Annotated in this window: 19 protein-coding genes; 4 read left to right on the forward strand and 15 right to left on the reverse strand. The window is 64.9% G+C overall.

Annotation, left to right across the window (positions count from 1 at the left end; translation table 11 throughout):
• The first annotated feature begins 17 nt into the window (after nucleotides 1-17).
• From IVB27_RS33000 to IVB27_RS33010, 3 genes are read left to right on the forward strand one after another with little or no spacing between them, the layout of a single operon-like run.
• Nucleotides 18-566: a hypothetical protein gene (locus IVB27_RS33000; protein ID WP_247446962.1), complete on the forward strand. Its 549-nt coding sequence runs from the start codon at nucleotides 18-20 to the stop codon at nucleotides 564-566.
• Nucleotides 567-615: 49 nt separating this feature from the next.
• Nucleotides 616-1,998, forward strand: coding sequence for a ribosome biogenesis GTPase Der (der, locus tag IVB27_RS33005; protein ID WP_247446963.1), 1,383 nt, complete (start codon nucleotides 616-618; stop codon nucleotides 1,996-1,998).
• Nucleotides 1,995-3,251, forward strand: coding sequence for a TCR/Tet family MFS transporter (locus tag IVB27_RS33010; protein ID WP_247446964.1), 1,257 nt, complete (start codon nucleotides 1,995-1,997; stop codon nucleotides 3,249-3,251). Before der ends, IVB27_RS33010 begins: the two co-directional genes overlap by 4 nt.
• Nucleotides 3,252-3,452: 201 nt before the next feature.
• Here IVB27_RS33010 and IVB27_RS33015 read toward each other — a convergent pair whose 3' ends face one another.
• The 15 genes from IVB27_RS33015 to IVB27_RS33085 all read right to left on the reverse strand — a co-directional run bounded on the left by IVB27_RS33015 (nucleotide 3,453) and on the right by IVB27_RS33085 (nucleotide 17,994).
• Nucleotides 3,453-4,679 carry an ABC transporter substrate-binding protein gene (locus IVB27_RS33015; protein ID WP_247446965.1) on the reverse strand — a complete coding sequence of 409 codons (1,227 nt, stop codon included), beginning with the start codon at nucleotides 4,677-4,679 and terminating at the stop codon, nucleotides 3,453-3,455.
• A 170-nt stretch (nucleotides 4,680-4,849) separates the two neighbouring features.
• Complete coding sequence (locus IVB27_RS33020) at nucleotides 4,850-5,998, reverse strand: NHL repeat-containing protein (RefSeq protein WP_247446966.1); 1,149 nt, start codon at nucleotides 5,996-5,998, stop codon at nucleotides 4,850-4,852.
• Between the two features lie 78 nt (nucleotides 5,999-6,076).
• Entirely contained in the window at nucleotides 6,077-6,817 is a 741-nt protein-coding gene (locus tag IVB27_RS33025) for an SDR family NAD(P)-dependent oxidoreductase (protein ID WP_247346230.1), read from the reverse strand.
• A 144-nt stretch (nucleotides 6,818-6,961) separates the two neighbouring features.
• A complete protein-coding gene (gene purF, locus IVB27_RS33030; RefSeq protein WP_247346233.1) occupies nucleotides 6,962-8,467 on the reverse strand; it encodes an amidophosphoribosyltransferase in 1,506 nt (501 codons plus the stop codon).
• A gap of 28 nt (nucleotides 8,468-8,495) precedes the next feature.
• Nucleotides 8,496-9,125, reverse strand: a complete 630-nt coding sequence (locus tag IVB27_RS33035; protein ID WP_247446967.1) for a CvpA family protein — start codon at nucleotides 9,123-9,125, stop codon at nucleotides 8,496-8,498.
• 165 nt (nucleotides 9,126-9,290) lie between these two features.
• Nucleotides 9,291-10,736, reverse strand: coding sequence for a DNA repair protein RadA (gene radA / locus IVB27_RS33040; protein ID WP_247446968.1), 1,446 nt, complete (start codon nucleotides 10,734-10,736; stop codon nucleotides 9,291-9,293).
• Between the two features lie 418 nt (nucleotides 10,737-11,154).
• A complete protein-coding gene (locus IVB27_RS33045) occupies nucleotides 11,155-11,880 on the reverse strand; it encodes a sulfite exporter TauE/SafE family protein (RefSeq protein ID WP_247446969.1) in 726 nt (241 codons plus the stop codon).
• 44 nt (nucleotides 11,881-11,924) lie between these two features.
• On the reverse strand, nucleotides 11,925-12,842 hold the full coding sequence (locus tag IVB27_RS33050) for a ribokinase (protein ID WP_247346246.1): 918 nt from the start codon (nucleotides 12,840-12,842) through the stop codon (nucleotides 11,925-11,927).
• A 14-nt stretch (nucleotides 12,843-12,856) separates the two neighbouring features.
• Nucleotides 12,857-13,303 (reverse strand): ribose 5-phosphate isomerase B, encoded by a 447-nt coding sequence (gene rpiB, locus IVB27_RS33055; protein ID WP_247346250.1) that lies wholly within the window; start codon nucleotides 13,301-13,303, stop codon nucleotides 12,857-12,859.
• A 67-nt stretch (nucleotides 13,304-13,370) separates the two neighbouring features.
• Nucleotides 13,371-14,168 carry a transporter substrate-binding domain-containing protein gene (locus IVB27_RS33060; RefSeq protein ID WP_247346253.1) on the reverse strand — a complete coding sequence of 266 codons (798 nt, stop codon included), beginning with the start codon at nucleotides 14,166-14,168 and terminating at the stop codon, nucleotides 13,371-13,373.
• 20 nt (nucleotides 14,169-14,188) lie between these two features.
• Nucleotides 14,189-14,947, reverse strand: coding sequence for an amino acid ABC transporter ATP-binding protein (locus IVB27_RS33065; RefSeq protein WP_247446970.1), 759 nt, complete (start codon nucleotides 14,945-14,947; stop codon nucleotides 14,189-14,191).
• 1 nt (nucleotide 14,948) lies between these two features.
• Complete coding sequence (locus tag IVB27_RS33070) at nucleotides 14,949-15,617, reverse strand: amino acid ABC transporter permease (protein ID WP_247446971.1); 669 nt, start codon at nucleotides 15,615-15,617, stop codon at nucleotides 14,949-14,951.
• A 7-nt stretch (nucleotides 15,618-15,624) separates the two neighbouring features.
• Nucleotides 15,625-16,308 (reverse strand): amino acid ABC transporter permease, encoded by a 684-nt coding sequence (locus IVB27_RS33075; protein WP_247446972.1) that lies wholly within the window; start codon nucleotides 16,306-16,308, stop codon nucleotides 15,625-15,627.
• 10 nt (nucleotides 16,309-16,318) lie between these two features.
• Nucleotides 16,319-17,308, reverse strand: coding sequence for an NAD(P)-dependent oxidoreductase (locus IVB27_RS33080; RefSeq protein ID WP_247447003.1), 990 nt, complete (start codon nucleotides 17,306-17,308; stop codon nucleotides 16,319-16,321).
• The gene (locus IVB27_RS33085; protein WP_247346266.1) at nucleotides 17,254-17,994 is read right to left on the reverse strand and encodes a FadR/GntR family transcriptional regulator; all 741 of its coding nucleotides are present in this window, start codon (nucleotides 17,992-17,994) and stop codon (nucleotides 17,254-17,256) included. The genes IVB27_RS33080 and IVB27_RS33085 overlap by 55 nt, the downstream gene beginning before the upstream one ends.
• A gap of 179 nt (nucleotides 17,995-18,173) precedes the next feature.
• On the opposite strand from IVB27_RS33085, the gene IVB27_RS33090 reads away from it, so the two are divergent.
• Entirely contained in the window at nucleotides 18,174-18,491 is a 318-nt protein-coding gene (locus IVB27_RS33090; protein WP_247446973.1) for a hypothetical protein, read from the forward strand.
• Nucleotides 18,492-18,523 lie beyond the last annotated feature (32 nt).

Consider the following 18,523-nt stretch of genomic DNA (forward strand, 5'->3'; position numbering starts at 1 on the left):
TGACACGAGATACCGATATGCGCCGCACGCCACGCTTGATCGCAGCCGCCGTCCTGATCGCCTTCACGGGCGTCCTGGGCGGTTGCTCCAGCTTCGATCCGAGCGACATGCTCGACTTCCTCGATACCAAGAAGAAGCTGCCGGGCGACCGCAAGCCGGTGTTCCCGGAAGGTGTGCCGGGCCTCGAGCAGGGCGTGCCGAAAGACATGTACAAGGGCGCCCAGCAACAGCCCGATCCGAACGCGCCTGCCGTTGCGGCCTTGCCTGTGGAGCCTCAGCCCGAGCCGGCCAAGCCGGCGAAGGGAGCCAAGGCGAAAAAGACCAGGCAGCCGGCCGCCGCAGCAGTCGCGCCGGCTGAGGCGCCCGCCGGCGAAGTCGATGGCGAGGCCCAGCCGGAGGCGGCGCCCGCGGCCGCTCCGCCGCCCAGGCAGAAGATCGTGCGCAAGCGCACCACCGCGCCGCCGCCCGATCAACCCGTCCAGCAGGCGCAACCGACCCAGACCACCCAGCAGCAATCGCAGGGCGCCTTCCCGGCGCCGATGCCGAGCGGCAGCTTCTCGCGCTAATTGCTTCATTTCATTGACAGGCGCAGCTCCGGCAGCGCACGAATGACCGATGTCCTATACAATTGCCATTATCGGCCGACCCAATGTCGGCAAGTCGACGCTGTTCAACCGCCTGGTCGGGCAGAAGCTTGCGCTCGTCGATGACCTGCCGGGCGTCACCCGCGACCGCCGCGAGGGGGAGGCCAGGCTCGGCGACCTCGAGTTCACCATTATCGATACCGCAGGACTCGACGAGGGCGCCAAGGGCTCGCTGACCGCGCGCATGCAGGAGCAGACGGAGGCCGCGATCGCACAGGCCGACGCGCTGTTCTTCGTGATCGATGCCCGTATCGGCCTCACGCCCAACGATCGCGCCTTCGCCGATTTCGCCCGCAAGGCCAACAAGCCGGTGCTGCTCGTCGCCAACAAGAGCGAGGGCAAGCATGGCGACGTCGGCGCGATGGAGTCCTTCGCGCTTGGCCTCGGCGATCCGATCCAGGTTTCGGCCGAGCACGGCGAGGGCATGGGCGAGCTCTACGACGCTCTGCGCCCGCTGATGCCGGAGCCGGTGGAGGACGATGAGCTCGAAGACGACGAGCCGCTGACCGAGGAAGAGGCCGCCACGCGTCCGATCCGGGTCGCCATCGTCGGCCGGCCCAACGCCGGCAAGTCGACGATGATCAATCATCTGCTCGGCGAGGAGCGCCTGCTGACGAGCGCGGAGGCCGGCACTACGCGCGATTCCATCGCGGTCGAGATCAACTGGAAGGGCCGCGATTTTCGCGTGTTCGACACCGCGGGTCTGCGCCGGCGCTCGCGGATCGAGGAGAAGCTCGAAAAGCTCTCCGTCGCCGACGCACTGCGCGCGGTGCGCTTTGCCGAAGTCGTCGTGATGATGATGGATGCGCAGAACCGCTTCGAGGAGCAGGATCTTCGCATCGCCGACCTGATCGAGCGCGAGGGCCGCGCTGTCGTGCTCGCCGTCAACAAATGGGACCTGATGGAGAGCAAGGGCGGCGGCGCGATCTCCGGCCTGCGCCGGGATGCCGACCATTTGCTGCCGCAGGTCAGGGGCGTGCCGATCGTCGCCGTCTCCGGTCTGATGGGCGAGGGCATTGACCGCCTGATGCAAGCGATCCAGGACGCCTACGCGCTCTGGAACAAACGCGTGTCGACATCATCGCTGAACCGCTGGTTCGAAGAGGCAGTCCAGGCGAATCCGCCGCCCGCCGTATCCGGCCGCAGGCTGAAGCTGAATTACATCACGCAGACCAAGGCCCGCCCGCCGAGCTTCGTGCTGTTCTGCTCGCGCGCGGACGCGGTGCCTCAGTCGTATATGCGCTACCTCACCAATTCGATGCGTGAGGCCTTCGAATTGCCGGGCACGCCGGTGCGCATCACCTTGCGCGAGAAGGCCAATCCCTTCGCCCACAAGCGCAAGCGGCTGTCGTGAGCGACGATGCCGGCGAGGCGATGGCGCAGAGCGCTGCGCCGGTCCGGCGCGGTGCGGTCGCCTTCATCTTCGTCACCATCCTGCTCGACATGCTCGCGCTCGGCGTGATCATGCCGATCCTGCCAAAGCTGATCGAGAGCTTCGTCGACAACGACACGGCGCACGCGGCCCGCATCTTCGGCCTGTTCGGCACTGCCTGGGCGCTGATGCAGTTCGTGTTCTCGCCGGTGCTCGGCGCGCTGTCGGATCGATTCGGGCGGCGGCCGGTGGTGCTGCTGTCGAATTTCGGGCTCGCGGCCGACTATGTGCTGATGGCGCTGGCGCCGTCGCTGGTCTGGCTGTTCGTCGGTCGCGTCATTTCCGGCATCACCTCGGCCAGTATCTCGACCGCCTTTGCCTATATTGCCGACATCACGCCGCCGGAGCGGCGCGCGGCGGTCTTCGGCAGGATTGGCGCTGCCTTCGGCGCCGGTTTCGTGCTGGGCCCGGCGCTGGGCGGTCTGCTCGGCGACATCGATCCGCGCCTGCCGTTCTGGGCCTCGGCAGCCCTGAGCCTTGCCAATGCACTCTATGGGCTGTTCGTGCTGCCGGAATCGCTGGCGCCGGAGAAGCGCTCGCCGTTCCACTGGACCAGCGCCAATCCGGTCGGCGCGCTGCGCCTGCTGCGTTCCAACGCGGTGCTCGCTGCGTTGTCCGTCGTCAACTTCATCGCGCAGGTCGCGCATGTCGTGCTGCCCTCGACCTTCGTGCTCTATGCCACCTATCGCTACGGCTGGGATTCGAAAACCGTGGGACTGACGCTGGCGATGGTCGGCATCTGCGCCATGGTGGTGCAGGGGCTCGCGATCGGCCCAATCGTGCGCGTGCTCGGCGAGCGGAACGCGTTGTTGATGGGCCTGTGCTGTGGCGCGGTCGGCTTCGTGATCTTCGGCGCGGCGCCGACCGGGCCGCTGTTCTGGCTCGGTATTCCCGTGATGTCGCTGTGGGGAATCTCGGGTGCCGCCATGCAGTCGCTGATGACGCGGCTCGTCGCGCCCCATCAGCAGGGACAGTTGCAGGGTGCGACCGCGAGCGTGCAAAGCGTGTCGCAGCTCGTCGGCCCGTTCCTGTTTACGCTGACGTTTTCATATTTCATCGGCGCCAGCGCGCCGTGGCAACTGCCCGGCGCGCCGTTCCTGCTCGCGGCGGTGCTGATGGTGGTGTGCGTGGCGATCGCGGTGCGGGCGCTGGCAGCGACGAAGACGGTCTCGTAGGGTGGGCAAAAGCGCTCTTGTGCCGTTCCCACCATCCTTCCTCGATCTCGAAAGAAACGGTGGGCACGCTCCGCTTTGCCCACTCTACGGCAGCTTTTCCGGAGCCAATAACGTAAATGCCCGGGACATCCAGCGCGAAGACGCGCTTCGCGCTTTTGCCCGGGCATGGCGTCGTTGAGAATTTGCGTGACCGCTACGCGGTTACTTCTTCACCAGCGGGCACTCGCTGTCCTTGAGCGGCTTGGCCGCGTCTTCCGCCGAGATCGTGGCGATCTGCTTATAATAGTCCCACGGCCCCTTCGACTCCTCGGGCTTCTTCACCTCGAACAGATAGGCGGGGATGAGGCGGCGGCCGTCGGCGCGCAGCGGGCCCTTGCCGAACAGCGGGTCGTCGGTCGGAAGCTCCTTCATCTTGGCGACAACCTTGGCGCCGTCATGCGGATTGCCGCCGAGCGCGTCCATTGCCTTGAGATAGTGCAGCACCATCGCGTAGTTGCCGGCCTGAGTCATCGACGGCATCGCGTTCTTGCTGGACAGTGCGGCGAAGCGCTTCGACCAGGCACGGGTCTGGTCGTTCATGTCCCAGTAAAAGGACTCGGTGAAGGTGAGGCCCTGCGCAGTCTTGAGTCCCAGCGAATGCACGTCGTTGATGAACAGCAGCAGTGCCGCGAGCTTCTGACCGCCGGCGACGATGCCGAATTCGGCCGCTTGCTTGATCGCGTTCGTGGTGTCGCCGCCGGCGTTGGCGAGGCCCACCACTTTGGCTTTGGACGATTGCGCCTGCAGCAGGAATGACGAGAAGTCCGAGCTGTTGATCGGATGCTTGACGCTGCCGAGCACCTTGCCGCCATTCGCGGTCACCACGGCCGTGGTGTCGCGTTCCAGCGCGTGACCAAAAGCATAATCGGCGGTAAGAAAGAACCAGGTGTCGCCGCCTGCCTTGGTCAGCGCCTTGCCGGTGCCGTTGGCGAGCATGTAGGTGTCGTAAGTATAGGAGATCGTGTTCGGCGTGCAGGCCTTGCCGGTCAGGTCGGCTGAAGCGGCGCCGGAATTCAGCAGCACTGCGTTCTTTTCCTTGACGAGGTTGCTGACCGCCAGCGCCACGCCGGAGTTCGGTGTATCGGCGATCGCATCGACCTTCTCGTTGTCGATCCACTGCCGGGCGATATTGACGCCGACGTCGGGCTTGTTCTGGTGATCGCCGCTCAGCACGTCGATCTTCCAGCCCTTCTTGAGCAGCCCGGAATCCTCGACCGCCATCTTGATCGCGACCACAGAGTTCGGGCCGCCGATGTCGGCATAGAGGCTCGACATGTCGTTCAACACGCCGATCTTTACTGTCTTGTCCTGCGCGTATGCGGACGTTGCAAAACCGAAGGCGGCACAGGCCAGAAGCGCCGCAGACCGGCGCGTTAACGTCATCGTCATAAAAGGTTTCCTCCATTGTCGAACATGCGGACAGCCCTCTTGAATGGGAGCCTTGTTCCGGCTGATGGCTCTACCGTGTCCCACGGCCGGCGGCAATGCGCCTAAAGCCGGATGGCGCTGCGTCGTAGCGTCATCCGTCGGTTAACTTTTGGGCAAAATGCGTCGAGACGCTATTTCAGCGCGTCCGACGTCAGCTTGAATTTCTGGATGCGCTTTCCGGTGTCGACCTCGGCGGTATAGACGTTACCCTTGGCGTCGACTGCCATGGCATGCACCCAGTGGAATTGTCCGGCATTGCGGCCGTTGTGCCCAAAGCTGCCGACCACGCTGCCGTCCTCGCGCCTGATGACCCTGATCTCGTTGTTTTCGCCGTCGGCGCTGAGCAGCCAGGTCTGCTTCGGATCGGGCCAGATCGCGATGTCCCACACGGCGCCGTTGCCGAGCGTGTTCTTTTCGAAGAAGAACTCCTTTACGAAGGTGCCGTCCTTCTTGAAGACCTGGATGCGGTTGTTGATGCGGTCGCAGACGTAGACGAGCCCGTCATTGGCGAGCTTCACGCAATGGACGGGGTTGCCGAACTGCTGGGACACTGGCGCCTTGGGATCATACGCCGCCTGCTTGGTGTCATCGGGCTTGTTGCCGTAGGCGCCCCAGTGCCGCTTGTAGGCGAGGGTGGTTGCGTCGAACACGATGACGCGTCGGTTGCCATAGCCGTCGGCGACGTAGATCTCGTTCGCCTCCTTGTCGATCGCGGTCTCGGCGGGCTTGCCGAGCTGCGTCGTGTCGTTGCTGCCGAGGCTCGGCGCGATCTTGCCGATCTGGGCGACGAACTTGCCGTCGAGCGTGAACTTCAGGATCGCGTTGTCATTGTCGGCATTGCCGCCGACCCAGACGAAGCCGCGCTCGTCGACCTCGATGCCATGCTCGCGGCCGACCCATTCATAGCCTTCACCGGCACCGCCCCATGACCGTAGCAGGTTGCCGTCGGTGTCGAATTCGAGCACGGGCGGTGCTGAAACGCAGCATTTGGAACGCGGCGGGTTGAGGCTCGCGCCTTTCTCGTCATCGGTGAGCGAGCGCGGGCGATGGATGACCCAGATGTGGCCCTGCCAGTCGACGGTGATGCCGCCGACCTGGCCGAGGATCCAGTTGTTCGGCAGCGGCTTTGGCCAGGAGGAATCGACCGCGAAGGTCGGGACATCGCCGGCGGTCGCGGTGCCCGGAAGCGCGAATGCGATGGCCGCGATCAGGATGGAAAAGGCGTGAGAGACATTTGCGAGCGCACGCGTAACGCCTGCGCGATCATGCCGTGGCGCCATGGCGACCTCCCTTTATTGGCTTGCGGCTTGCTGCCGCTTGAGTGCGGGCAGTCAATCGCGGGGAGGCCGTCAAGTCAATCAGGCCGGCGAGCGGAAGCTCATCAGGCTGCGGGACTTATAATCGTAGAACTTGCCGGTCTCGGTCCAGTCCGGCGCGCACATCGGCACGATGAATTCGGCGACCTGCTCGGACGTTTCCAGCGTCGCCGGGTCTTCGCCCGGCATCAGCGTGGCACGCATGCGGGTGCGGACCGGGCCGGGATTGAACAGATTGATGCGCAGCTTCGTATTTGCGGTCTCCTGCGCCCAGGCGCGCGCCAGCGTTTCCAGCGCGGCCTTGGAGGCGGCGTAGGGGCTGACATAGGCGGTGGCCTTGTTGGCCGCGCCCGAGGTGATGAACACCGCGCGGCCCGCGTCGGATTGCTTGAGCAGCGGCTCCATGCAGCGGATCAGCTGGAAGTTCGCGGAGACGTTGACGGCCATCACGTCGTTGAAAGCCTTCAGCTCGATATGACCGACCGGCGAGGACGGGCCGAGCACGCCGGCATTGCCGACGAGGATGTCGAGCTTGCCGTAGCGTTCGTGCAGGCCGGCGCCGAGCCGCGCGATGCCGTCGGAATCGGTGAGGTTGAGCGGCACCAGCGTTGCGCTGCCGCCGTCCTGGCGGATCTCATCGTCAAGCTCTTCCAACCCGCCCTGCGTGCGCGCGACCGCCACGATATGCGCGCCGGCCTTCGCGAGCGCCTTGGCCGTGGCGAAGCCGATGCCGCGCGAGGCGCCGGTGACGAGAGCGATGCGGTTGGCGAGGGGATTTGTCATTGAAAGGTTCTATCCAGCGTCGTCCTGGCGAAAGCCAGGACCCATACGCCGTGACGTTTATGGCTAGGGAAGATGATTGTCACACCTTCTTCGAAGCAGAGAGGCCTGTGGTAATGGGTCTTGGCTTTCGCCAGGACGACCAGCCTAGCTCGCCTCCGCCAGCAGCGACAATTGTCGCGGCTGCTGCTCGGTCTGGGTCTGATCGGTGAGGTGGGTCGGATACGCCCCGGTGAAGCAATGATCCGAGAATTTTGGATTGGCGGGGTCGCGGCCAGGCTCGCCCATCGCGCGGTACATGCCGTCGATCGACAGGAAGGCGAGCGAGTCGGCGCCCATGATCTCGCGCATCTCCTCCAGCGAATGCGTCGCGGCCAGCAGGCCGCCGCGGTCCGGCAGGTCAATGCCGTAATAGTCGGGATAGAGGATCGGCGGCGAGGCGAGGCGGAAATGCACTTCCTTGGCGCCCGCGTCGCGCATCATGCGCACGATCTTCTTCGAGGTGGTGCCGCGCACCAGCGAGTCGTCGATCAGGATGATGCGCTTGCCTTCGATCGCGGCGCGGTTGGCCGAATGCTTCATGCGCACGCCGGATTCGCGGATCGCCTGCGTCGGCTGGATGAAGGTGCGGCCGACATAATGGTTGCGGATGATACCGAGCTCGAACGGCACGCCGGAATGCTGGCTGTAGCCGACAGCGGCGGGCACGCCGGAATCCGGCACCGGCACGACGACGTCGACCGGGACGTGGCTCTCACGCGCGAGCTGCGCGCCAAAGGCCTTGCGCACCTCGTAGACCGAGCGGCCGTGAACGATGGAATCGGGACGGGAGAAGTAGATGTATTCGAAGATGCAGGGACGCGGCGCGATCGGCGGGAACGGCTTGTGAATGTCCTTCCCGTTCTCGTCGAACACGATGACCTCGCCGGGCTCGATGTCGCGGACGAAGCGCGCGCCGATGATGTCGAGTGCGCAGGTCTCCGAGGTCAGGATCGGGCAGCCGTCGAGGTCGCCGAGCACCAGCGGACGGATGCCGCGCGGATCGCGCGCGCCGACCAGCTTCTTGTTGGTCAGCGAGACCAGCGCATAGGCGCCCTCGATCTCGCGCAACGCGTCGACATAGCGCTCGATGAAGCGGCTGCGCCTGGAGCGCGCGACCAGATGCAGGATCACTTCGGTGTCGGTGGTCGACTGCATCATTGCGCCGCTCTTCACCAGCTCGCGGCGCAATGTCAGGCCGTTGGTGAGGTTACCGTTGTGGGCGACCGCAAGGCCGCCGGCATTCAATTCGGCGAACAGGGGCTGCACGTTGCGCAGGATGGTCGCGCCGGTGGTGGAATAGCGGACATGGCCGACCGCCATGTTGCCGGGCAGGCGGTCGATCACCTCGCGGCGGGAGAAAGTGTCGCCGACGAGGCCGAGGCGGCGTTCGGAATGAAAGCGGCTGCCGTCATAGGAGACGATGCCGGCGGCTTCCTGACCGCGGTGCTGAAGGGCATGGAGGCCGAGCGCCGTGATGGCGGCGGCATCGGGGTGGCCATAGATGCCGAAGACGCCGCATTCCTCGCGCAGCGTATCCCCTTCCAGATCGTCCTGAAGCTCTAGCGCGGCCGGGCCGAGATCAAGTAGGGCGTCCTGGTCAGGATTTCGCATCTCGTCCGAGCCTCTCTTTAGGGCTTTATCAACGCGCCGCGGGTTTCTCGATCAGCTTTTTAAGGCCGTCACGAGCCGGTTTGCTGTATCCGTCGCCACTGCCCGAAGGCTGCTGCTCGGAATCAGTCTGCTCATCATCTGGTTTGTTTTTCTTGAATCTCTTCAAGATGGTGTTCTCGGGGTCGTCAGGCAAGAGGGCCATCAGCCAATCGCCGGTTCCCTGGAGCACAACGCGGGACTTGGCCCCCGTGACCCAATCCGGGCGCTGCTTGTCCGGCACCAGCCAGGTGAAGAACAGGAAGGCGACCACGACGATCAAAAGCCCGCGAGCCAGCCCGAACAGGAAGCCGAGGGTGCGGTCCAGCGCGCCGATGCGCGAATCGAGGATCATGTCGGAGATCCGGACCGTGATCACGGAGACCACGACCAGGGTGCCAACGAACACGCCGGCGACCACGACCACGCTCGCGACGGTATCGTTGTTGAAATAGGTCTTGGCGGTCGGCAGCAGCTTCGAGAATGAATAAAGGGTGACGATCGCCGCCGTGCCCCAGGCCGCGATCGACAGGATTTCGCGCATGAAGCCGCGAACCATCGCGAGCAGGCCCGAGATCAGCATCACACCGAGCAGGATCAGGTCGAGGATGGTTACTGGCATCGGCTGGTCTGGTCCGCTCGTACTTCAAAGGTGCTCAGCGAATCGGTGTTTGCCGCCGCCCTAAGTGAGGGCCAGACGACGTTTCCGGCAAGGCCGCAACCACGCAATCCCATGCTGCTTTTGTGACGGCTGTATAGCGGCGGGGACGGGGAACGTCACCTCCGCCTAACCCTCTCCACGGCGGAATCTTGCCGGTGTGGCATTTTTCTCTGCCGGCGCGCTCGAGTCGCCCCGGCGGGAGCCGCGGGCGGCGATTTCGGCGACCAATGTCGTCAGGCTGTTGATCGCGTTCAGCGATAGTCCGGCATCGCCGCTGGCTTCGCCCCGGGCCGATTCGGGCAGCACGGCGCGCTGAAAGCCGAGTTTTGCCGCTTCCTTCAGCCGGGTCGGGGTCTGCGCCACCGGGCGGACCACGCCGGACAGCGAGATCTCGCCGAAATAGACCGCATCGGTGGGTAATTGCGCATTAACCAGAGAGGACACGAGCGCGGCCGCGGCGGCCAGATCGGCCGCCGGCTCGTGGATGCGCAGCCCGCCCGCAACGTTCAGATAGACGTCGTGGCCGGATAGCTTGACCCCGCAATGGGCCTCCAGCACCGCCAGCACCATCGACAGCCGGCTCGGATCCCAGCCGACCACGGCCCGGCGCGGGGTGCCGAGCGAGGTCGGGGCCACCAGCGCCTGCAATTCGACCAGGACGGGCCTGGTGCCCTCGATGCCCGCGAAGACTGCGGTGCCCGGCGTGCCGAGATCGCGCTCGGACAGGAACAGCTCCGAGGGGTTGGTGACCTCGCGCAGGCCGAGCCCGGTCATCTCGAACACGCCGATCTCGTCGGTCGGCCCGAAACGGTTCTTCACGGCACGCAGGATACGGAATTGCTGCGAGCCTTCGCCCTCGAACGACAGCACGGCATCGACCATGTGCTCGACCACGCGGGGGCCGGCAATCTGGCCGTCCTTGGTGACATGGCCGACCAGAATGATAGCCGCGCCGGTCTTCTTGGCGAACCGGATCAGCGCCTGCGCCGAAGCGCGCACCTGGGTGACTGTGCCCGGCGCTGATTCCACCGTGTCGGTCCACATGGTCTGGATTGAATCGATCACGATCAGCCGGGGCACCGCGCCCTCCGACAGCGTCGAGACGATGTCCTCGACCGATGTCTCGGCGGCGAGCTGCACCGGCGCGTCCGATAGCCCGAGCCGCTCCGCGCGCAGCCGCACCTGGGCGACCGCCTCTTCGCCCGAGATGTAGACGATGCGATGCCCGGCGCGTGCCATCAGGCTGGTTGCTTGTGTCAGCAGCGTCGACTTGCCGATGCCGGGATCGCCGCCGACCAGCAGCACCGAGCCGCGGACGAAACCGCCGCCGGTGACGCGGTCGAGCTCGGTCATGCCTGAGGACAGGCGCGGGGCGTCCTGGGTTTTTCCGGACAGGCTTTCGAGCGCGAACGTCCGCCCCTTGCGCTTGGAGCGGATCGACACCGGTACGCTGCCGGTCGCGTCCTCCTCGGCGAGCGTATTCCACTCGCCGCAGGACTCGCACTTGCCCTGCCAGCGGTTATAGGCCGCGCCGCAGTTCTGACAGACGAAGGAAAGCGTGTTCTTGGCCATGGGGACAGCGAGTCCAAGGGTTGCAGGTTTGCTGATAGCACGGAATGACGGGTCGAGAGAGCAGACCGGCCGAATCCCGAATATCGCAATTCAGCGCGCCTGATACACGCTTTGTTAGCTCTGTGTCGCCGCACCGCAGCGCCAAAAGCTCAAGACCTGGCTCGGCGACATCACGATGGATCTTCGGACGGTGGGCGCGCGGATGGCCAATGCCCTGATCGGTGCGGCGCGTGCCGATCGAGCGCGCCGAGCAGGCCAAGGCCATGCGCGAGATGGGCGTGACGCTCGGGCAGGGCTTTCTCTATCGCCGGCCGCAGCCGCTCGCGGCCGTGTTGCTATGGCTCGAGGAACAACCGGCCCAAGAGAGCGAGGATAACCCGTCGATCGCGCCCGAATTTGCCGCCTGTGCGCAGCGCGGCTACGGCTGCGCCGCATTCCACAGCATGGAAAGGCCGGCCGCGATCATGATCGCGTCCATCACCACGCGGAACATTTCGGGCTTCAGATGCAGCACGAAGCGCTTGGCGATGAAGGCGCCGGCCATCAACGAAGATCCTGCCACCAGGCCTTTGACGAACACATCGCCGGTGAGCGCGCCGAAACGTTCGAAGGTCACGGACTTTGCGAAATAGAGGCCGAGCGAAGAAGCCGCCTCGGTGGCAAGGAAGGCGCCCCTGGACAAGCCGTAGAACAAAAACAGCGGGACGCTGAGCGGGCCGGTGGAGACGACGATGCCGGTGAGATAGCCGATGAGGGCCCCGCCGATGGCGAGATGCCAGAGATTGGCCTTGAGATCGTGCCGCGCCAGCCAGTGCCGCACCGGCACCATCGCGATCAGAAAGAGGCCTATGGCAAGATCGACGGCGTGCGGGGGCAGCGCCAGCAGCGTCCGCGCGCCGAGCACCGCGGCCGGAATGCCCGTGACCGAATAGGCCGCGCAGGCGCGCCAGTCCACATCGCGCCACCAGGCCAAAATCCGCGAAAAGTTCGCCATCACCGCGGCGACTGCCATGATCGGCACCGCTTCCTTCGGCCCATAAGCATAGACCAGCACCGGCATCAGCATGATCGACGACCCCGTGCCGACGATGCCGGAAATGGTGCCTGCGATGAGGCCGACGGTGAGGATGAACAGGAAGGCCAAGGGAACTGCTCCGGGAATCGGAGCAGTGTAGCCGCGGAACGATGTCAGGCGAGAGAGGGAATCGCGGCCCGCATCGGCATGCCGGCCTGCGCGCCGCGCGTGAGGCACTTTTGGGCTGCCGCGTCGCACCCGACCTGGAGGGCAGTTTGCAATGGTGCCTTCTCGCTCAACATGGCCGCGAACGCGCCGACAAAAGTGTCGCCGGCGCCGGTCGTGTCCACCGGCGTGATGCGCGGGGCAGGGGCGCGCAGGCGGGTGTCATCGGCCGTGACGGCCAGCGCGCCTTGCGCACCGGCGGTGACGATGCAGGTGAGGTCCCCGGTCCTGGCGAGGTCGGCGGCTGCCGCTTCGTAATCGGATGGAGCGAAGCCTATGGCCGCGGCCGCGTCCATCGCCTCGTGCTCATTGACGAGGAGATAGTCGGTCACGGCGAGAAGCGCTGCAACCATATCGCGCGTCATCTGCTCCGGGACTGGCGCCAGGTTCCAAATGACGGTGCCGAATTCCGCTTTCGTCCTGCGTGCGGCCTCGAGCGCCTGCGCAAAGGGCACCTCCATCTGGAGCACCAGCACCGTGTCGGGACCGAATAGCCCCGCAGGGAGGTCACCGGCGCTCGTGGTCATGTTGGCGCCGCTGGCCACCGTGATCGCATTCTCGCCGGCATGGTCGACCGTGATGAAGGCGCAGCCGGTCGGCTCATCCGATCTGACGACGAGATCGGCATCAACATTGTTTGCCCGGAGGTTCTCGATCGCGCGATCGCCGAATCCGTCCCGTCCGATGCGGCCGGCCATCCGGACCTGTCCCGGTCCTGCGATCCGCGCGGCGGCCACGGCCTGATTGGCGCCCTTGCCGCCGAAATGCGTCTGGTAGGACGGCGCGAGCACCGTTCGGCCCGGCCCGGGAATGACCGGGACCGCCGCGACCAGATCGATATTGAGCGATCCGAACATCAGGATCATGGCGGCGACGTCCGTCAGCCTTGCTCGTCCATGACGCGCAGCTTTTCCACGCGGCGGCGGAAATCCTCGTCGGTGGAGAATTCGGCGGAGAGGTACGACGAGACGAGATCCACGGCGAGCCAGGCGCCGACGATCTGCGCGCCGATGCACATGACGTTGACGTCGTCATGCTCGACGCTCTGATGGGCGGAATGGACGTCGTGGCAGACCGCGGCGCGGATGCCCTTCATCTTGTTGGCCGCGATCGAGGCACCGACGCCGGTGCCGCACACCATAATGCCGCGTGTGGCTTCGCCCGACGTCACCTTCTGGGCGACTGCGCGCGCGATGTCGGGAAAGTCCACCGGCTTGTCGTCATGGGAGCCGACGTCGAGAACGTCGTGGCCGAGGCTGCGGATGTGGTCGATAACGGTCTGCTTGAGCGGCCAGCCGGCGTGGTCTGATCCGATGACGAGACGCATGTGATGTCCTTCTTGATTTTGCATGGGTCGTGACAGCCGCAAGCGGCTGCCACGATTTTCCGTAGTTTCAGCTACGCATGTCGGGCGGCAGATCGACGCCGTGGAATTTCTTGTAGATCGCGTTGAGCTTGCCGTTCTTGACGTTCTCGGTGATCCACGCGTTGAGCTTGTCCATCAGGCGCTGCTCGCCCTTCTTCAGGCCAATAGCGAGGTCGAAGGTAGCAAGCGGAATCTTGGACTCGAAGATGCGGGCCGGATTCTTCACCCCGATCTGGTTGATGATCGTCGCGGAGGTGCCGACGCAATCGACCTGGCCGGAGACCGCCGCCGTCACTTCCGTGGCGTCGTCGTCATAGCGGGCGATCTTCAGTTCCTTGTCCTTCATGTTCGACAAGGTGGTGTCCTGCGTGGTGCCGCGCGAGACGCCGATCGTCTTGTCCTTCAGGTCGGGCCAGTCCTTGACGTTGAGCGACTTGAGGCAGCCGACGTCGGATTGCAGCGTCGCGTAGCGCTTGGTGAAGTCGATCACCTTGGCGCGCTCGGGCGTCACCGAGAGCGTCGAAATGATGATGTCGGCCTTGCCGGTCAGGACGTTGGGGATGCGCGTTGCGCCGGTGGTCTGGATGAATTCGAGCTCGAATCCCCAGTCCTTGGCAAGCAGCTGCGCCACTTCGACGTCGGAGCCGGTCGGCTTCATGCTGGCATCCATCATGCCCGAGGGCGGAATGGCGACGTCCGTCGAGATGCGGATCTTCTTCGCCTGCATGATCTCGTCGAGCAAATCGGCCGCCGACGCCGGGCCGGCTGCGATCAACATGAGACAACACGCCGAAACGGCTGCGCCCAGAAATGTCCTCTTTGTCATCCTTGGTTCTCCTCTCCCTGTTATGATTTCAAGTTTCCTGTGCCGACGAATTGCGTCAGCTCCGGCGTCGTTGGCGACGTCAGGATCGAGGCGGGTCCGGTCTCATGAACCTTGCCGCGATGCATGAAGACGATCCGGTCGGCGATGCCCTTGGCAAAACCCATCTCGTGGGTGACCATCACCATGGTCATGCCGTCCGCCGCCAACTGTTCGATCACCTTCAGCACTTCGCCGGTGAGCTCGGGATCGAGCGCGGAGGTGACTTCGTCGAACAGCATGACTTTCGGCTGCATTGCGAGCGAGCGGGCGATCGCCGCGCGCTGCTGCTGGCCGCCCGAAAGCTGCTCGGGGTAGGCGTGCAGCTTCTCCTCGAGCCCGACCTGCGCAAGCACTTTTCGCGCCAGGTCTTTGGCCTCGCCTGTGGCAAGGCCCTTCACGGCGCAAGGGGCGAGCGTGATGTTCTGCTCGATCGTGAGATGGGGAAACAGATTGTAGCTCTGGAAGACGATGCCGACGTCCTGACGCAACGCGCGCAGATCGACGTCCGGACGGTCGACCCGGTGACCGCACACCACGATCTCGCCGCCGTCGACCTTCTCGAAGCGGTCGATGCAGCGAAGCGCCGTGCTCTTGCCGGAGCCGGAACGGCCAATCAGCGCCAGCACCTCGCCGCGCTCGACGGAAAAGGAGACGCCATCGAGGACCCGGAGCGGGCCAAAGCTCTTCTGCACGTCGCGAAGCGACACGACCGGTTCGGAGGAGGTGGGTTTTTGTTGCATGTCAGGCTGGCGCGAGGTTGGACCTGCCACGCCCCATCCGCCGTTCCAGCCTCTGGCTGAACAGGGAGAGGGGATAGCACATGGCGAAGTAGGTGACGGCGATGATGGCGTAGATGGCAAACGGCTCGAACAGGGAGTTGTTGACGATCTGGCCCGAGCGCATCAGCTCGACGAATCCGACGACGGAGGCGAGCGAGGTGTTCTTGACGATCTGCACCATGAAGCCGACGGTGGGCGGCGTGGCGATGCGGATCGCCTGCGGCAGGATCACCTTCATCATGCGCTGGGTGCGGCTCAGCGCGAGGCCCTCGGCAGCCTCCCATTGCGGCTTCGGCACGGACTGGATGCAGCCGCGCCAGATCTCGCCGAGATAAGCGGCGACATAGAGCGTGAGCGAGGCGCCGGCGGCCGCGAGCGGCGAGACCTTGAGGCCGATGGCGGCAAGGCCGAAATAGCCGAGGAACAGGATGACAAGCAGCGGTGTGCCCTGAATGAGCTGGACATAAACGGCACTGGCGATCCGCACCGATTTGAGCGGCGAGATTCGCGCCAGCGCGATCACGAAGCCGACGATGCCGCCGCCAATCAGCGCGATCACCGATAGACCAATGGTCCACAACGCGCCCTGACCGAGGAATATCAGATGGTTGATGTTGAGATGTCCGCCCATGGTCATCTCACAACGGTGTGCCGAGCCGGCAACGGCGCGGAAACAGTACGAGGCCGAGGCCCCAGAAGCCCGCGCGCATCACCAGCGACAGGATGATGTAGAGGACCGCGACGATGATGTAGGTCTCGAACGCGCGGTAAGTGTCCGACTGGATGTAGTTGGCGACTGCGGTGAGTTCTTCCGCCGAGATCTGCGAGCAGACCGAGGAGGCCAGCATCAACAGCACGAACTGGCTGGTCAGCGCCGGATAGACCTTCTCGATCGCGGGCAGCAGGATGATATGCCAGTAGATCTGGAGGCGCGACAGCGCCAGCCCCTCGGCCGCCTCGATCTGTCCGCGCGGGATCGCCTCGAAACCGGCGCGCATGATCTCGGCGGTGTAGGCGCCGACATTGATCGTCAGCGCGGCCACCGCCACGGTGAAGGCGGAGAATTTCAGCCCGAGGCTGGCGAGGCCGAAATAGACCAGGAAGATCTGCACCAGCAGCGGCGTATTGCGGATGGCCTCGACATAGATCTTGCAGGCGGCTGCGATCAGGGCACTGTGCGCGCCGCGCCCGACCGCCGCGAGCGTGCCAAGGACGGCGCCGCAGACCGTCGAAAAGGCCGCCAGCTCCAGCGTGAGGACGGCGCCGGCGAGGAAACTCGGCCAACGCTCCAGCACTGCGGGAAAGTCGAGTTGGAGGCTCATCGTATCAGGGTCAGCCGGTGGTCTGGTTGGTCATGCGGTCGTAGACGCGGAACAGCGCCTGGTTGCCGTTGTTGCCTTCGCCGTGGGCGCGCGCATCGACATATTGGCTGGTGACGAGCGCGGTGCCGGGCAGCGGCACGCTCAGCGCCTGCGCCTGCTCCTGCACCAGGCGGAGGTCCTTGAGCTGCAGATCGATCCGAAAGCCGGCGGAGACGTCGCCCGCGATCATCGCGGGGCCGAGCTTGTCGAGCATCCAGGATGCGGCGGAGCCACCGAGCAGCACGCGGCGCAGCAGATCGAGATCGAGGCCAGAAGCGCGACCGAGCGCCAGCGCCTCGCAGATCGCCTGGATGTTGATGCCGCAGATGAGCTGATTGCAGAGTTTTACGGTCTGGCCGGCGCCGGCCGCCCCGACATGCGTGATGGTCGTGCCCATCGCGCGGAAGAACGGCTCGGCTTTGGCAAATGCTTCGGCGTCGCCGCCGGCCATGATCGAGAGCGCGGCGTTCCTGGCGCCGAGCGGGCCGCCCGAGACCGGCGCATCGATGAAGCTGACGCCGGCCTTTTGCAGGTCTGCATGGATGCGGCGGACGGCGACCGGTGAGATCGTACTCATGTCGACGATGAGCTTGCCTGATGGTGGCGACTTCAACAGCCCATGCTCGCCGTAAATGGTCGCCTCGACATGGGGCGTGTCGGGCAGCATGGTGATGACGACATCGGCGCCTTGCGCGGCCTCGGCCGGACTTTTGGCGCGAACCGCGCCTTCCTTGACGATGTCGGCGACAGCAGCCTCATTGAGGTCGAAGGCGCGCACCGCGTGCCCGGCCTTCAAGAGGTTGCGCACCATCTCCAGGCCCATCGTGCCGATGCCGATGAAGCCGACGCTGCCCTTGTCGTTCCGTCCCATGTTATCAGTCCGTTTCTTGTTTCGTCTGTCTGCGGTCAGCGCGAGGCGCTGGTCTTGTCCAAGTCGCCGACGACGGCGCGTCTGCGGAATTCGTCTCCAATGGCAAAATGCTTGCGCAGCGTTGCGTCCGCGCGCTCCGGATCGCGCGCGATCACAGCTTCAAAGATGCGGCGGTGGTCGTCGATCAGATAGGTCTTCATGGACGGGAAGGCCTGCACCAGTTCGCGGCGACTGCGATGCGAATGCGTCAACAGGCCGGCCATCGAGCCATGGAGGACGGTCAGGGTTTCCGAGCGTGAAGCCATCACGATCGTGCGGTGGAAATCGAAGTCGGCTTTACCGCCACCATCCGCCTCGTCGATCGTTTCCTCGATTTTCGCAAGTGCGCGCTGGAGCCGCTCGTAATCGGCAATGTTTGCGCGCTCGCAGGCAAGCCGGATCGCCTGGCACTCGATCGCGACGCGCGCCTGCATGACGTCGTCGAGCATGTCCGCTTGCTGGGCGAGCGCGAAGGTGAAGAAGTCGTTCAGCACAGAGACGTCCGGCCGCGTCACCACGGTGCCGACGCGGTCGCGGATCTCGACGATGCCGAGCACGGTGAGGGCGCGCAGCGCCTCGCGCACGATTGGCCGGCTGACGCCGAGAAGGCTCGCGAGCTCACGCTCGGAGATCAGGCGATCGCCGGGCTTAAGCGAGCCCGCAAGCAGCCGTTCGCGCAAGAAGGCGAACACCTTCTCAAAGCCCTTTTCGCCTTCGGCCGCGCGCTTGAGTTCCATCCCTGTCTCTTTTGGTCTGATCTTGGTAAGACCAGTAGGATGACCAGAATGGTGCGTCAAGCGCCTTGGTTAACCTCCCGGTGTCGCAGGCACCGCCAATCCGAGCCGTTCGCCGGCCCGATCCTTAGAATTTGAAGCGTATTGATCGGAGCGTTCACTTAGAGAATTTGAGGTCCGCGATGCCCGACCATCATTCCTTCTCCGTGCTCAATCGCCATGCGGTGTTGAGCGGATCCGATGACGGTTTCCCCTGGTACGCGGGCGCGATGCTTGCGGTCGAGGCGAGTGATGTGATGCGCTTGCGCTACGAAAAACTCAGCCAGGGCAACGAGGCCGCCGGGCGGGAGGCCGTGCTGATGGTGAGCGAGAAGATCGCAGCTGCCTTCGAGACGGCAGCTAGCCTGCTTGCCGGGGCGACGCCGGCAGTGATCGTCCAGCGCTATCGCGAGCATGTGGCCGCGAATGCCAAGCGGTTGTCCGCGAGCGAGGCTCCGTGACGGGGCCGCGCTGCTGACAGCATGTTGGCAGC

The organism is Bradyrhizobium sp. 197 (assembly GCF_023073375.1).
GTDB lineage: Bacteria > Pseudomonadota > Alphaproteobacteria > Rhizobiales > Xanthobacteraceae > Bradyrhizobium.

What these genes read in the sequence shown, in the direction of transcription:
- IVB27_RS33000 (WP_247446962.1), top strand. Translation starts at nt 18, where the DNA reads ATGCGCCGCACGCCACGCTTGATCGCAGCCGCCGTCCTGATCGCCTTC.
- der (WP_247446963.1), top strand. Translation starts at nt 616, where the DNA reads ATGTCCTATACAATTGCCATTATCGGCCGACCCAATGTCGGCAAGTCG.
- IVB27_RS33015 (WP_247446965.1), bottom strand. Translation starts at nt 4,679, where the DNA reads ATGACGATGACGTTAACGCGCCGGTCTGCGGCGCTTCTGGCCTGTGCC.
- IVB27_RS33020 (WP_247446966.1), bottom strand. Translation starts at nt 5,998, where the DNA reads ATGGCGCCACGGCATGATCGCGCAGGCGTTACGCGTGCGCTCGCAAAT.
- IVB27_RS33025 (WP_247346230.1), bottom strand. Translation starts at nt 6,817, where the DNA reads ATGACAAATCCCCTCGCCAACCGCATCGCTCTCGTCACCGGCGCCTCG.
- purF (WP_247346233.1), bottom strand. Translation starts at nt 8,467, where the DNA reads ATGCGAAATCCTGACCAGGACGCCCTACTTGATCTCGGCCCGGCCGCG.
- IVB27_RS33035 (WP_247446967.1), bottom strand. Translation starts at nt 9,125, where the DNA reads ATGCCAGTAACCATCCTCGACCTGATCCTGCTCGGTGTGATGCTGATC.
- radA (WP_247446968.1), bottom strand. Translation starts at nt 10,736, where the DNA reads ATGGCCAAGAACACGCTTTCCTTCGTCTGTCAGAACTGCGGCGCGGCC.
- IVB27_RS33050 (WP_247346246.1), bottom strand. Translation starts at nt 12,842, where the DNA reads ATGATCCTGATGTTCGGATCGCTCAATATCGATCTGGTCGCGGCGGTC.
- rpiB (WP_247346250.1), bottom strand. Translation starts at nt 13,303, where the DNA reads ATGCGTCTCGTCATCGGATCAGACCACGCCGGCTGGCCGCTCAAGCAG.
- IVB27_RS33060 (WP_247346253.1), bottom strand. Translation starts at nt 14,168, where the DNA reads ATGACAAAGAGGACATTTCTGGGCGCAGCCGTTTCGGCGTGTTGTCTC.
- IVB27_RS33065 (WP_247446970.1), bottom strand. Translation starts at nt 14,947, where the DNA reads ATGCAACAAAAACCCACCTCCTCCGAACCGGTCGTGTCGCTTCGCGAC.
- IVB27_RS33070 (WP_247446971.1), bottom strand. Translation starts at nt 15,617, where the DNA reads ATGGGCGGACATCTCAACATCAACCATCTGATATTCCTCGGTCAGGGC.
- IVB27_RS33075 (WP_247446972.1), bottom strand. Translation starts at nt 16,308, where the DNA reads ATGAGCCTCCAACTCGACTTTCCCGCAGTGCTGGAGCGTTGGCCGAGT.
- IVB27_RS33085 (WP_247346266.1), bottom strand. Translation starts at nt 17,994, where the DNA reads ATGGAACTCAAGCGCGCGGCCGAAGGCGAAAAGGGCTTTGAGAAGGTG.
- IVB27_RS33090 (WP_247446973.1), top strand. Translation starts at nt 18,174, where the DNA reads ATGCCCGACCATCATTCCTTCTCCGTGCTCAATCGCCATGCGGTGTTG.